Origin of the sequence: Pseudomonas sp. AL03 (assembly GCF_029960815.1) — a bacterium.
In the GTDB taxonomy this organism is placed as follows: Bacteria; Pseudomonadota; Gammaproteobacteria; order Pseudomonadales; family Pseudomonadaceae; genus Aquipseudomonas.
Genome location: NZ_JASBRE010000011.1, coordinates 39,061 through 51,786, shown reverse-complemented (window position 1 = coordinate 51,786; position 12,726 = coordinate 39,061). Strand labels below are relative to the sequence as shown.

The following is a 12,726-nucleotide window of genomic DNA, read 5'->3' as shown; positions in this document are numbered from 1 at the left end:
TCGCGGGCAAGCCTCGCTCCTACAGGAGAATGCATTACAACCGTAGGAGCTAGGCTTGCCCGCGAAGGCGTCATCACGTTTTACAAACAATCACGCGTCGCGAAACAACCAGGGCTGGCTCGCACGGTGTTTGGCTTCAAACGCCGCGATCGCCTCACCTTCCTGCAAGGTCAGGCCGATGTCGTCCAGGCCGTTGACCAGGCAATGCTTGCGGAACTCGTCAAGTTCAAAGCTGTAAACCTTGCCATCAGGCCGGGTCACGGTCTGGGCTTGCAGGTCGACCGTCAACTCGTAGCCAGGATTCGCTTCGACCTGCTGGAACAGTTCATCGACTTCAGCGTCGCTCAAGATGATCGGCAGCAAGCCGTTCTTGAAGCTGTTGTTGTAGAAGATGTCGGCGTAGCTCGGCGCGATGATGCTGCGAAAACCGTATTCTTCCAGCGCCCACGGCGCGTGTTCGCGGCTCGAGCCGCAACCGAAGTTCTCGCGGGCCAGCAGCACGCTGGCGCCTTGATAACGCTCGGCGTTGAGGACAAAGTCCTTGTTCAGCGGACGCTTGGAGTTGTCCTGGTAGGCATAACCCACGTCCAGGTAGCGCCATTCGTCAAACAGGCTCGGACCAAAACCGGTGCGCTTGATCGACTTCAAGAACTGCTTCGGAATGATCTGGTCGGTGTCGACGTTGGCACGGTTCAAGGGTGCGACCAAACCGGTGTGTTGGGTAAAAGCTCTCATGTGCGGTTCCTCAGATCAGTTCGCGAACGTCGATGAAACGACCGTTGACGGCAGCCGCCGCGGCCATGGCCGGGCTGACCAGGTGAGTACGACCACCAGCGCCCTGACGCCCTTCGAAGTTGCGGTTGGAGGTCGAGGCGCAATGCTCGCCCGACTCCAAACGGTCCGGGTTCATCGCCAGGCACATCGAGCAACCCGGTTCACGCCACTCGAAACCGGCTTCGAGGAAAATTTTGTCCAGGCCTTCGGCCTCGGCTTGTGCCTTCACCAGGCCCGAGCCCGGCACCACGATGGCTTGCTTAATCGTCGAAGCGACTTTACGGCCCTTGGCGATCACCGCCGCAGCGCGCAAGTCTTCGATCCGCGAGTTGGTGCAGGAACCAATGAATACGCGGTCCAGTTGAATGTCGGTGATCGCCTGATTGGCGCTCAAACCCATGTATTTCAAGGCGCGCTCGATGGAGCCGCGTTTGACCAGGTCCATTTCCTTCGCAGGATCGGGAACGTTCTGATCAACCGCCACGACCATCTCGGGCGACGTACCCCAGCTGACTTGAGGCTTGATCTGAGTGGCGTCGAGCTCGACCACGGTGTCGAATACGGCGTCAGCGTCGGACACCAAGTCTTTCCAGGATTCGACCGCCATGTCCCATTCCGCGCCTTTCGGGGCGAATGGACGACCCTTGACGTAAGCCACGGTTTTTTCGTCGGCAGCCACCAGACCTACGCGAGCGCCGGCCTCGATGGACATGTTGCAGATGGTCATGCGGCCTTCAACGGACAAATCGCGAATGGCGCTGCCGGCGAACTCGATGGCGTGGCCGTTACCGCCGGCGGTGCCGATTTTGCCGATCACCGCGAGCACGATGTCCTTGGCCGTCACGCCGAACGGCAATTTGCCTTCGACCGACACCCGCATGTTTTTCATTTTCTTGGCGACCAGACACTGCGTGGCGAACACGTGCTCGACCTCGGAAGTCCCGATGCCGTGGGCCAAGGCGCCAAACGCGCCGTGAGTCGAGGTGTGCGAATCGCCGCAGACCACGGTCATGCCCGGCAAGGTGGCACCCTGCTCCGGACCGATCACGTGAACGATGCCCTGACGCACATCATTCATTTTGAATTCGGTGATGCCGTATTCATCGCAGTAGTCATCGAGGGTCTGAACCTGCAAACGCGAGACCTGGTCGGTAATCGCTTCGATGCCGCCCTTGCGATCCGGCGTGGTCGGTACGTTGTGGTCCGGGGTCGCGATGATCGAGTCGACGCGCCAAGGCTTGCGCCCGGCCAGACGCAGGCCTTCGAAAGCTTGGGGAGAAGTCACTTCATGGATGATGTGGCGGTCGATATAGATCAGCGACGACCCATCGTCGCGCCGTTTCACTTCATGGGAATCCCAGAGCTTGTCGTAAAGCGTTTTGCCGGCCATCAGACGGTCCTCATCAGCTTGCTGCTATTTTCTATGCCTTGGGTCATGCACGGTTCAATAACCCCTTGGCTTGTGAGGTCGATCCTAGGGGGTTACATTAAATAACTCAAATTCATATTTTTTATGCTTTGGATAACCAACTGGAATACCACAATGGATCTGGCCAACCTCAACGCGTTTATCGCGATTGCCGAGACCGGGAGTTTCTCCGGCGCTGGCGAACGGCTACACCTGACCCAACCGGCGATCAGCAAGCGCATTGCCGGACTGGAGCAGCAATTGAAGGTGCGCCTGTTCGATCGCCTGGGCCGTGAAGTCAGCCTGACCGAGGCCGGGCGCGCTTTGCTGCCGAGGGCCTATCAGATCCTGAATGTGCTGGACGACACCCGCCGCGCCCTGACCAACCTGACCGGCGAAGTGACCGGTCGTCTGACCCTGGCCACCAGTCACCACATCGGCCTGCACCGTTTACCACCCTTATTAAGGGAATTCACCCGACGCTACCCACAGGTGGCGCTGGATATTCAGTTCCTCGATTCGGAGGTGGCCTACGAAGAAATACTCCATGGCCGCGCCGAACTGGCGGTCATCACCCTGGCACCGGAGCCCCACGCACTGATCAAGGCCACGCCGGTGTGGGACGACCCGCTGGACTTCGTGGTCGCCCCGGAGCACTCGCTGATCAGCGACGGCCCGGTCAGCCTGGCGGACATTGCCCTGCACCCGGCGGTATTTCCTGGTGGCAACACCTTTACCCACCACATCGTCCGGCGCCTGTTCGAAGCTCAAGGCCTGACGCCGAACATCGCCATGAGCACGAATTATCTGGAAACCATAAAGATGATGGTCTCGATTGGCCTGGCCTGGAGCGTGTTGCCGCGCACCATGCTGGATGATCAGGTTGCGCGAATACCTTTACCGGGCATACAACTGACTCGCCAGCTAGGCTATATCCTGCACACAGAAAGGACGCTATCGAATGCGGCGCGAGCCTTCATGGCCTTGCTGGATGCACAAATCGATCTGCCAGGGACTCTCGGCTAAGCTGTGCTACTTCTGTAGAGCCTCGAGTTACTGTCACTAACACCCCACTCAGCCAAGGCTTGCCAATGCCGAAATCTGTTGACCGTGTTCCGCCGATGCCGCGTATACAGGCGCTTGACCCGAAACGGTCCGAGCAGAGCTGGGAAAGCGCCCCACAATTGTTGGCCGCCCTCAACGGTGCACGTCTGGGCGCCTGGTATTGGGACATCGAGCGCGGGCAGATCAGTTGGTCGCGCGGTACCCAGGCGCTGTTCGGCTTCGATCCCCGGCAACCGCTGCCGGCGGATCTGGAATACCTCGACTTGCTGCCGCCAGAGGATCGGGCGAAAACCATTCGCGCTTTCCACGCGGTGATCGCCGGCGCTCCGCTGGAACAGGCGATGCACCACCGCATTCGCTGGCCCGACGGCAGCCTGCACTGGCTGGAGATCAACGGCAGCCTGTTGCCGGACAAACACGGTCGGCCACGGATGATTGGCGTGATCCGCGAAATCACCCACCAGCGCCAGCGCGAACAAGCGTTGAGCAGCTCGGAAAAGCGCTTTGCCACGCTGTTCCACCTGTGCCCGAACATGGTCCTGCTGACCCGTCAGGAAGACGGCCTGATTACCGAAGCCAACCAGTATTTTGAAAGCCTGTTCGGCTGGCCCGTGCAAAACGCCATTGGTCGTACCACTTTGGAACTGGGCCTTTGGGTGCACCCGGAGCAACGGGCACAACTGGTCAAGGCCACCAAGGCCAAGGGCGAACTGGTCAGCATGGAGGTGCAGTTTCGTGCCAGCAATGGCCAAGTCCATGACGGCATTCTCAGCGCACAAAAGGTGGAGCTCGAAGGCCAGCCGTATCTGCTGAGTACGTTTCTGGACACCACCGAACGAAAAGCCGCCGAGCTTGCCCTGAAAGACAGCCAGGAGCGGCTCGACCTTGCTCTGGATTCGGCGCAACTGGGTACCTGGGACTGGCACATTCCCAGCGGCATGCTGTACGGCTCGGCACGCGCCGCCCAGTTACACGGGATGGAGGCCAAACCTTTCCATGAATCCTTTGACGAGTTTTTCGAAGGCGTGCCCGACGAAGAGCGCGGCACCATGCGCGACGCCTATCGCAGCCTGCGAGAAGGCCCGGCCGGCAATTATCAACTGACCTACCGCGTGCAATTGCCGGATGGCAGCTCGCGCTTCCTGGAAAGCCGCGCCCGACTCTATCGCGACGACAACGGCGCCCCGTTGCGCATGGCCGGCACGCTGCTCGACATCACCGATCAGGTGGAGCGCGAGCAGCTGCTGGTGGCGTCCGAAGAGAAGTTCGCCACCCTGTTCCAGGTCAGCCCGGACCCGATTTGCGTGACCCGTCAGGACACCGGCCAATTCATCGAGATCAACTCCAGTTTCACCCAGGCCTTCGGCTGGAGCGCCGCCGACGTGATTGGCCGCGGCGCCGACGAAATCGGTCTATGGGACGCTTCGGCGAAAAGCCTGCGACGGATCGAGCAGGTCATCCGTGAACAAGGCCTGAACAACGTGGCGATCCTGGTTCAGCACAAAGACGGGCAATCCCTGACCTGCGTGATCTCCAGCCGCCAGATCAGCGTCGGCGACCAGCCGTGCATCGTCACCACCCTGCGCGACATTACCCAGCAACAACGCTCGGAAGCGGCGCTCAAGGCCAGTGAAGAGAAGTTCGCCAAGGCGTTCCACTCAAGCCCCGACGCGATCACCATCACCGAGCGCGACACCGGACGCTATCTGGAGGTCAACGACGGCTTCTGCCGCCTGACCGGCTACCGCGCCGACGAAGTGATTGGTCGCACGGTGTATCAGGTCGGCATCTGGGCCGATGAAAAACAACGCTCGGCGCTGCTCGCCGAACTACAGATCAAGGGCCGGGTGCACCACCAGGAAACGCTCGGGCGCAATAAACGCGGCGAGCTGCTGACTGTCGAGGTCTCGGTGGAGCCGATCACCCTCAACGAAACCGCTTGCCTGCTGCTGACTGCGCGGGACGTCAGCCTGCTGAAAAACGCTGAAGCGCAAATCCGTCACCTGGCCTACCACGACCCGCTGACCAACCTGCCCAACCGCGCGCTGCTGATGGATCGCCTGAGCCAGCAGATCGCCCTGCTCAAGCGCCACAACCTGCGCGGTGCCCTGATGTTTCTCGACCTTGATCACTTCAAGCACATCAATGATTCGCTCGGTCATCCGGTGGGCGATACCGTGCTGAAAATCATCACCGCGCGCCTCGAAGCCAGCGTGCGCATGGAGGACACCGTCGCCCGTTTGGGCGGTGACGAATTCGTGGTGCTGCTCAGCGGGCTCGAAGGCTCGCGCAACGAGGTCAGCGAGCAGGTTCAGCAGTTGGCGGACACCTTGCGTGAACTGCTGTCGGAGCCGATGTTCCTCGACGGACAACGCCTGCAAGTGACCCCGAGCATCGGCATCGCGCTGATTCCCGACCATGGTTCGACCCCGACCGACCTGCTCAAACGCGCCGACATCGCCCTCTACCGAGCCAAGGACTCAGGCCGCAATACCACGCAGATGTACCACAACACCATGCAGAAGGCTGCGAGCGAACGCCTGCGCATGGAAACCGACCTGCGCCTGGCCCTTTCCCGGGGTGAGTTCCGCGTGCACTACCAACCTCAGGTGGACGCCCGGAACGACCGCATCGTCGGCGCCGAGGCGCTGGTACGCTGGAACCACCCGGAACTTGGCGCGCAATCGCCCACCGAGTTCATCAAGGTGCTGGAGGACAGCGGACTGATTCTGGAAGTGGGCACCTGGATCATCGACGAAGCCTGCAGCGCCTTCAAACAACTGATCGCCAATGGCCTGGTCGACCCGCTGGACTTCAGCCTGTGCGTAAATATCAGCCCGCGGCAATTCCGGCAAAACGACTTCGTCGAACGCATCGAACACAGCCTCAGCAGTCATGGCCTGCCCTGCTCGCTGCTAAAACTGGAAATCACCGAAGGCATCGTGATCCAGAACCTGGAAGACACCATCAACAAAATGCGTCGCCTGAAAAAACTCGGCGTGAGTTTTGCGATGGACGATTTCGGCACCGGCTATTCCTCGCTGACTTACCTCAAGCGTCTGCCGGTCGACACCCTGAAAATCGACCAGTCGTTCATCCGCGACGCCACGACCGACCCCAACGACGCCGAGATTATCCGCGCCATCGTCGCCATGGCCCTCAGCCTCGAATTGAAAGTGATTGCCGAAGGGGTAGAGACACCGGAGCAGCTGGAATTTTTACAGGGGCTGGGCTGCCATTTTTATCAGGGGTTTTTGCACAGCCCGCCGCTGCCGGTGGAGGAGTTTCAAAAGCTGCTCAAATGACGCGGACCTTGTAGCCGCTGCCGAGCAGCGCGAGGCTGCGTTCGGTTTGGGCCGCATTCGGACGAAGCAGTCGTGAGTTCTGCCTGCATGTGCTGTTTTTTTTTAATTTGGATTCAGGCCGCTTCAGACACCTGAAGACCCAGTAAACGCGAGACCTGATCCAGTTCGGTCTCGCGACGCAGGACGGTGAACAACTCGACCGCTTCGGGATAATTGCGGGTCAGCATCGCCAGCCACTGCTTCAAGCGACCCGGCGACTGGCGTGGCGTCATCTGCGCCTTGGCTTGCAGCCAGAAGTCCTGAATCAGCGGCAGCAGCTCAGCCCAGGTCATCTCGATGACGTCCTCACCGGCCCGCGCTGCCGCGATTTGCCGCGCCAGGTCCGGGCGCGAGACCAGACCGCGACCGAGCATGATGTCCTCGACACCGCTGATTTCGCGGCAACGACGCCAGTCTTCGACGCTCCAGATATCACCATTGGCGAACACCGGCACCTTGACCACGTCCTGCACCCGCGGAATCCATTCCCAGTGGGCCGGCGGTTTGTAGCCATCAGTCTTGGTCCGAGCATGAACGACGATGTGTGCCGCGCCACCTTCGGCCAGGGCCGTGGCACACACCAGCGCACCGTCCGGACTGTCGAAACCGAGGCGCATCTTCGCGGTCACTGGAATGTGCGCCGGAACCGCACGACGGACATGCTCGACGATCTGGTTCAGCAGCTCAGGCTCTTTGAGCAGCACCGCGCCGCCACGGGATTTATTGACGGTCTTGGCCGGGCAGCCGAAGTTCAGGTCGATCACCTCGGACCCCAGCTCGCAGGCCAGCGCGGCGTTTTCTGCCAGGCATACCGGATCGGAACCGAGCAGCTGTACCCGCAGCGGCACGCCGGACGCGGTCCGGGCGCCGGTCAGCAGCTCCGGGCCGAACTTGTGGTAATAGGCAGGCGTGAGCAGTTGATCGTTGATCCGAATGAACTCGGTCACGCACCAATCGATACCGCCCACACGGGTCAGTACGTCCCGCAGGATGTTGTCGACCAACCCCTCCATGGGCGCCAAAGCAATTTGCATGAAAAACACACTCAACGAAAAACGTGCAGCAGTTTACTCGAAAGCATCGATTAGATCGCGACTTGCAACGCGGGGCCGTAGCCCTCGATGAATTCCGTTGGCATACGCTTGGGCTTGCCGGTCGACAGTTCGATGCAGACGAAGGTGGTTTGCGCCCGCAGCAACGTAGTGTTGTCGCTGGGGCGCTTCAACTGAAAGTGCCGGGTCATTTTCAGGCGCTGGTCCCAATCGACAATCCAGGTCGCCAATTGCAATTCATCGCCTTCATAGGCGGCCGCCAGGTAATCGATTTCGTGCCGCACTACCGCCATCGCCCGGTCCAGCCGACGATACTCGACCAGATCCAGGCCCAGCCGCTGGGAGTGGCGCCAGGCACAGCGTTCGAGCCAGGTCACGTACACCGCGTTGTTCGCGTGACCCAGCCCATCGATGTCCTCTGCGCCGACTTCCAGATCAATGATAAATGGCGTTGCCCGATCCCAGCCCATGCCCCACTCCTGGTCAGAAATTTTTTACCGGGGCAGTGTAACGGATGCTCAGGCCGATTGGCGCGATTGCAGACTGCGACCGGCCAGCAGCGAAAGAACGCCTTCGATCACCCGAGGGTCCGCCAGCACCCGTTGATGACCACCCGCTTCCAGGCGCAACAGACGGCTGTCAAACCAGGCTTCGTTGATCAGCTGCGATTCCTTGACCGGAACGTAGCAGTCGTCTTCGGCATGGACGATCAGGCCGGGCATGTCGAGTTGATAGTGCGCGACATCCAGCGCCGCAGCGCGCATCCCGACGTCTTTCTCGACCTGGCGAATGAACGCCGAACGGGCTTTCGGTGGCAACCGCACGTAACGGGCGAAACCGCGCAACACGCCGAGAATCCGAGCCGGGGCGGCGATGGTGACCAGGGTTTCGGTGCGCAAGCCCAGTTGAACGGCGAGCATGGCACTGGCACCACCCATGGAGTGACCGATAACCGCTTGCAGCGGCGGCAACTCGGCAGCGGCTTCAAGCATGGCTCGAGCAAACAGCACGACGTTCGCTTCGCTGCCCGGCGAGCGACCGTGAGCCGGGCCATCCAGAGCAACCACGGTGTAACCGGCATCGACCAGTGCGGTGATGAGGCTGGCAAACTGCGTTGGCCGACCCTCCCAACCGTGCATCAGCAACACGGCCGGACCCTGCCCCCAACGCAGTGCCGAGAGGCCAAAGCGCAAGGTGATCCGCTCGGATTTCGCCAACAGCGGCAATTCCCAATCACGCGGCGGCAGCTCCCGCGGTGTCATGAATGCCAGTCGCATTATGCTCGCGACCAGTTTCGGTGCGAACCAGCCCAAGGTGCCATTAACGCCACGAACCCACTTCAACGTGCTCATCGCTCTCACTCCTCAGGCCAAGGCCTTCAGGTCATAGCACCGCCGATTTGGCGGCGCGCAGCAATCGATCGGACAACTCTCCTGGCCCCAGCGCGCGCGCCAGAGCCAAACCACCGACCATCAAGGCCATGTCGGCCAAGGCTTTGTCGGTCTCTTCCGGGCTGGCCGCCAACTGCGCGACCATCAACTCCACATGCTCATTCAGTGCCACACGAAACGCGTCCGGCAGCCGGCCCAGTTCACCGACCGAAGCCGGAATCGGGCACGCTGACTCAGAGGAATCACGGTGTTTGCGTGACAGATAGAACGCAGCAACCAACGCGCGACGCTCTTCGCCGGTTAACTGGGCATCCATGTCGGCAATCAAGCCACGGCGGTGGCCGAGCAACTGCTTGAATGCTTCCAGCATCATCGCGTCCTTGCTTTCGAAGTGCGCATAGAAGCCGCCGACGGTGAGGCCGGCTGCACCCATCACTTCGCCCACGCTCGGTTCGGCCGGGCCACGCTGAATCAGCGCTGCACTGGCAGCCTTGAGGATGCGTTCGCGGGTTTGAGCTTTTTTATCGTTCATCGTTGCCTCCGAATATTACGACTAGAATATTATTCTCATAATAATTTTTCGCAAGTCGTGGATGTGACCGCTGGTCTGAAGAACAGTTTGAAAGAATTAGGGGATTTGGCAAACGCCAGACAAACAAAAGGGCCATTCAATAATTGAATGACCCTTATAAAATCCCGCAGAGCGGGTAATCGTGGCGTCCCCTAGGGGACTCGAACCCCTGTTACCGCCGTGAAAGGGCGGTGTCCTAGGCCACTAGACGAAGGGGACGCAAAACCTTCTATACAACTGATCAGCGCTGAGAGCTGATCGATTCAAGGCCGGTGTGGCCAGACCTTGAACTGTAAAATTGGTGGAGCTAAACGGGATCGAACCGTTGACCTCCTGCATGCCATGCAGGCGCTCTCCCAGCTGAGCTATAGCCCCGATTTATCGCCTGGCGGCGGAGCGGCATCTTGCGATACTGCTTCTGTAAAACTGGCGTCCCCTAGGGGACTCGAACCCCTGTTACCGCCGTGAAAGGGCGGTGTCCTAGGCCACTAGACGAAGGGGACGTAAACCCTTCTATACAACTGATCAACCCTGAGAGTCGATCGCTTCAAGACCGGTGTGGCCAGACCTTGAAGTGTAAATTGGTGGAGCTAGACGGGATCGAACCGTCGACCTCTTGCATGCCATGCAAGCGCTCTCCCAGCTGAGCTATAGCCCCTCATCGCTGAGGACGGGGCGAATCTTAATGGCGCTTCGGAAGGCTGTCAAACTTATTTTTAACAATTTCAAAAATTTTTTGCCGCCATAACAATCACTTACCGCCCTCCCCCCGAAAAACGGGGGTAAAACGATCTTAGGCGATGTTGCCCAAGAGTTTTTCCCATTCCTTGTTTTCCTTCTTCGACACGCCACCGAGCAAGTCGATCGCCTGGCGCAGACGGAAACGGGTCAAGTCCGGACCGAGGATTTCCATCGCATCCAGCACCGACACCGAACTGGCCTGGCCAGTGATCGCGGCAAACATCAGCGGCATGGCGTCACGCAACTTCAGTTCCAGGGATTCGACCACTGCTTGAATCGTTGCGGTGATGCTGTCCTTTTCCCACTGACGCAGGCTTTCCAGCTTCCACAAAATCAACTGCATCAACTGACGCACCTGATCGCCCGACAGCTTCTTGGATTCGAACAACTTGGCGTCCGGGTTCACGCCACCGGCGAAGAAGAAACCGGCCAGCGGGGCGACCTGGCTGAAGGTTTCAACCCGACCCTGCACGTGCGGCGCGATCTTCATCATGTATTCCGGATTCAGCGCCCAGGTCTGCAAGCGGCTGGCGAATTCTTCCACCGGTAGGTCACGCAACCACTGGCCGTTGAGCCACGACAGTTTCTCGATGTCGAAAATCGGCCCGCCGAGGGAAACACGGCTCAGGTCGAAGTGGTCGACCATTTCCTGCAGCGAGAACTTCTCGCGCTCGTCCGGCATCGACCAGCCCATGCGACCCAGGTAGTTGAGCATCGCTTCCGGCATGAAGCCCATGCGCTCGTAGAACGTCACCGAGGTCGGGTTCTTGCGCTTGGACAGCTTGCTCTTGTCCGGGTTACGCAGCAGCGGCATGTAGCACAACTCCGGTTGTTCCCAGCCGAAGTACTCGTACAGCAGAATCAGTTTCGGCGCCGAGGGTAGCCACTCTTCGCCGCGCAGAACGTGGGTGATACCCATCAGGTGATCATCGACCACGTTAGCCAGGAAGTACGTCGGCAGGCCGTCGGTCTTCATTAACACTTGCATGTCCATGCGATCCCATGGGATCTCGACGTCGCCACGCAGCATGTCCGGCACCACGCAGACGCCTTCGCTTGGCACCTTCATGCGGATGACATGCGGCTCGCCAGCGGCCAGGCGACGCGCGACTTCATCCGCAGACAGCAACAGCGCACGACCGTCGTAACGCGGGGTTTCGCCGCGCGCCATTTGCTCGGCGCGCATCTGGTCCAGCTCTTCGGCCGTACAGAAGCAAGGAAAGGCATGGCCCATTTCAACCAGCTGCTGGCAGTACTTCTGATAGATCTCGCCGCGCTCGCTCTGACGGTAAGGACCGTGCGGGCCGCCGACGTCCGGGCCTTCGCTCCAGTCAATACCCAACCAGCGCAGGGCGTCGAAAATCTGTTGTTCGGACTCGCGGGTCGAACGCAATTGGTCGGTGTCTTCGATGCGCAGGATGAACTCACCGCCATGCTGCTTGGCAAAGCAGTAGTTGAACAAAGCGATGTAAGCGGTACCTACGTGGGGATCCCCGGTGGGCGATGGCGCGATGCGAGTGCGGACGGTGGTCATGGCAAGTCTCGAAATGAAGATATAACAAAGGGCGAATGGTAACAGGCGTTGCCCGCCCGGCTCCAGTGAACAGGGCATTTAAGCCAAGGTTGCGTCTACAACGCACGTATGCCGCGGTGAATGGCCGAATATCAGCCGATGCCAGTGACGCGCAAGTCGCCTCCAGCCAGGCCAGCCTCGGTCGTTCGCAGATCGACTTGTCTCGCGCGCAGACCCTGCGCAAACCCGGTTACGTGTCGGAAGAACGAGTAACCACCCTCTCCGCCGACAACCCATCGCCCGCTCGCAAGTGACCAACGCCCAGGCGGACACACAAAGTCAGCGCCAACAAATCAACGCCCTGGCCGCCGAGATCAACCGCCTCGACGCCATGATCGCCAACGCCAAAACCGACCTGGCCCAGGCCGAACTGAACCTGACCCGCAGTGAAATCCACGCCCCCATCAGCGGCCTGATCGGCCAGCGCGCTGCCCGTGAAGGCCAGTACGTGCAGGCGGGTGCTTATCTGATGTCGATCGTCCCGGACCAGGACATCTGGATTCAGGCCAACTTCAAGGAAACCCAGATCGGCCACATGCAGCCCGGCCAAAAAGCCGAACTGATCTTCGATGCCTGCAGCGATACACCCATCGATGCGCGGGTGGACAGCCTGTTCGCCGCTTCGGGCGCACAGTTGAGCCTGTTGCCGCCGGACAATGCCACCGGCAACTTCACCAAAGTCGTACAACGGATTCCGGTAAAACTGACCTTCGCCGCGAACAATCCGCTGCAAGGCAAGATTCGTCCGGGCATGTCAGTCACCGCTAAAGTGAACATCAAAGACGCCCCTGACGATGGCCGGTGATC

9 protein-coding genes, 4 tRNA genes and 1 pseudogene are annotated in these 12,726 nt (G+C 60.0%); 3 read left to right on the top strand and 11 right to left on the bottom strand.

The annotated features are described in order from the left end of the window. Window positions 1-90 precede the first annotated feature (90 nt). Both leuD and leuC read right to left on the bottom strand, forming a co-directional pair. Complete coding sequence (gene leuD, locus QK293_RS12905; protein WP_282377657.1) at window positions 91-735, bottom strand: 3-isopropylmalate dehydratase small subunit; 645 nt, start codon at window positions 733-735, stop codon at window positions 91-93. A gap of 10 nt (window positions 736-745) precedes the next feature. Beyond that, window positions 746-2,164, bottom strand: a complete 1,419-nt coding sequence (gene leuC / locus QK293_RS12900) for a 3-isopropylmalate dehydratase large subunit (protein WP_282377656.1) — start codon at window positions 2,162-2,164, stop codon at window positions 746-748. A 153-nt stretch (window positions 2,165-2,317) separates the two neighbouring features. Here leuC and QK293_RS12895 point away from each other — a divergent pair, with 153 nt between their 5' ends. Together QK293_RS12895 and QK293_RS12890 are read left to right on the top strand one after the other, a co-directional pair. Next, a complete protein-coding gene (locus QK293_RS12895; protein WP_282377655.1) occupies window positions 2,318-3,208 on the top strand; it encodes a LysR family transcriptional regulator in 891 nt (296 codons plus the stop codon). A 65-nt stretch (window positions 3,209-3,273) separates the two neighbouring features. Continuing rightward, window positions 3,274-6,552 (top strand): bifunctional diguanylate cyclase/phosphodiesterase, encoded by a 3,279-nt coding sequence (locus QK293_RS12890; RefSeq protein ID WP_282377654.1) that lies wholly within the window; start codon window positions 3,274-3,276, stop codon window positions 6,550-6,552. A gap of 113 nt (window positions 6,553-6,665) precedes the next feature. Here the strand turns inward: QK293_RS12890 and QK293_RS12885 are convergent, their stop codons facing one another. From QK293_RS12885 to gltX, 9 genes are all read right to left on the bottom strand, one after another. Further along, entirely contained in the window at window positions 6,666-7,625 is a 960-nt protein-coding gene (locus QK293_RS12885; RefSeq protein WP_282377653.1) for a tRNA-dihydrouridine synthase, read from the bottom strand. A 50-nt stretch (window positions 7,626-7,675) separates the two neighbouring features. Then, window positions 7,676-8,113: a thioesterase family protein gene (locus QK293_RS12880; RefSeq protein WP_282377652.1), complete on the bottom strand. Its 438-nt coding sequence runs from the start codon at window positions 8,111-8,113 to the stop codon at window positions 7,676-7,678. A gap of 48 nt (window positions 8,114-8,161) precedes the next feature. After that, window positions 8,162-8,995: an alpha/beta fold hydrolase gene (locus QK293_RS12875; RefSeq protein ID WP_282377651.1), complete on the bottom strand. Its 834-nt coding sequence runs from the start codon at window positions 8,993-8,995 to the stop codon at window positions 8,162-8,164. Between the two features lie 31 nt (window positions 8,996-9,026). Continuing rightward, complete coding sequence (locus QK293_RS12870; RefSeq protein ID WP_282377650.1) at window positions 9,027-9,566, bottom strand: TetR/AcrR family transcriptional regulator; 540 nt, start codon at window positions 9,564-9,566, stop codon at window positions 9,027-9,029. A gap of 182 nt (window positions 9,567-9,748) precedes the next feature. Further along, window positions 9,749-9,824 (bottom strand) — tRNA-Glu (locus QK293_RS12865). A gap of 80 nt (window positions 9,825-9,904) precedes the next feature. Continuing rightward, window positions 9,905-9,980 (bottom strand) — tRNA-Ala (locus QK293_RS12860). 52 nt (window positions 9,981-10,032) lie between these two features. After that, a tRNA-Glu gene (locus QK293_RS12855) sits at window positions 10,033-10,108 on the bottom strand. A gap of 79 nt (window positions 10,109-10,187) precedes the next feature. Further along, window positions 10,188-10,263 (bottom strand) — tRNA-Ala (locus tag QK293_RS12850). Window positions 10,264-10,398: 135 nt separating this feature from the next. After that, window positions 10,399-11,880 (bottom strand): glutamate--tRNA ligase, encoded by a 1,482-nt coding sequence (gene gltX, locus QK293_RS12845; protein ID WP_282377649.1) that lies wholly within the window; start codon window positions 11,878-11,880, stop codon window positions 10,399-10,401. 140 nt (window positions 11,881-12,020) lie between these two features. On the opposite strand from gltX, the pseudogene QK293_RS12840 reads away from it, so the two are divergent. Further along, window positions 12,021-12,724: pseudogene (locus tag QK293_RS12840) on the top strand (HlyD family secretion protein); the annotation flags it as partial. Between the last annotated feature and the right edge of the window lie 2 nt (window positions 12,725-12,726).

What these genes read in the sequence shown, in the direction of transcription:
- QK293_RS12875 (WP_282377651.1), bottom strand. Translation starts at nt 8,995, where the DNA reads ATGAGCACGTTGAAGTGGGTTCGTGGCGTTAATGGCACCTTGGGCTGG.
- gltX (WP_282377649.1), bottom strand. Translation starts at nt 11,880, where the DNA reads ATGACCACCGTCCGCACTCGCATCGCGCCATCGCCCACCGGGGATCCC.
- leuD (WP_282377657.1), bottom strand. Translation starts at nt 735, where the DNA reads ATGAGAGCTTTTACCCAACACACCGGTTTGGTCGCACCCTTGAACCGT.
- QK293_RS12870 (WP_282377650.1), bottom strand. Translation starts at nt 9,566, where the DNA reads ATGAACGATAAAAAAGCTCAAACCCGCGAACGCATCCTCAAGGCTGCC.
- leuC (WP_282377656.1), bottom strand. Translation starts at nt 2,164, where the DNA reads ATGGCCGGCAAAACGCTTTACGACAAGCTCTGGGATTCCCATGAAGTG.
- QK293_RS12895 (WP_282377655.1), top strand. Translation starts at nt 2,318, where the DNA reads ATGGATCTGGCCAACCTCAACGCGTTTATCGCGATTGCCGAGACCGGG.
- QK293_RS12890 (WP_282377654.1), top strand. Translation starts at nt 3,274, where the DNA reads ATGCCGAAATCTGTTGACCGTGTTCCGCCGATGCCGCGTATACAGGCG.
- QK293_RS12885 (WP_282377653.1), bottom strand. Translation starts at nt 7,625, where the DNA reads ATGCAAATTGCTTTGGCGCCCATGGAGGGGTTGGTCGACAACATCCTG.
- QK293_RS12880 (WP_282377652.1), bottom strand. Translation starts at nt 8,113, where the DNA reads ATGGGCTGGGATCGGGCAACGCCATTTATCATTGATCTGGAAGTCGGC.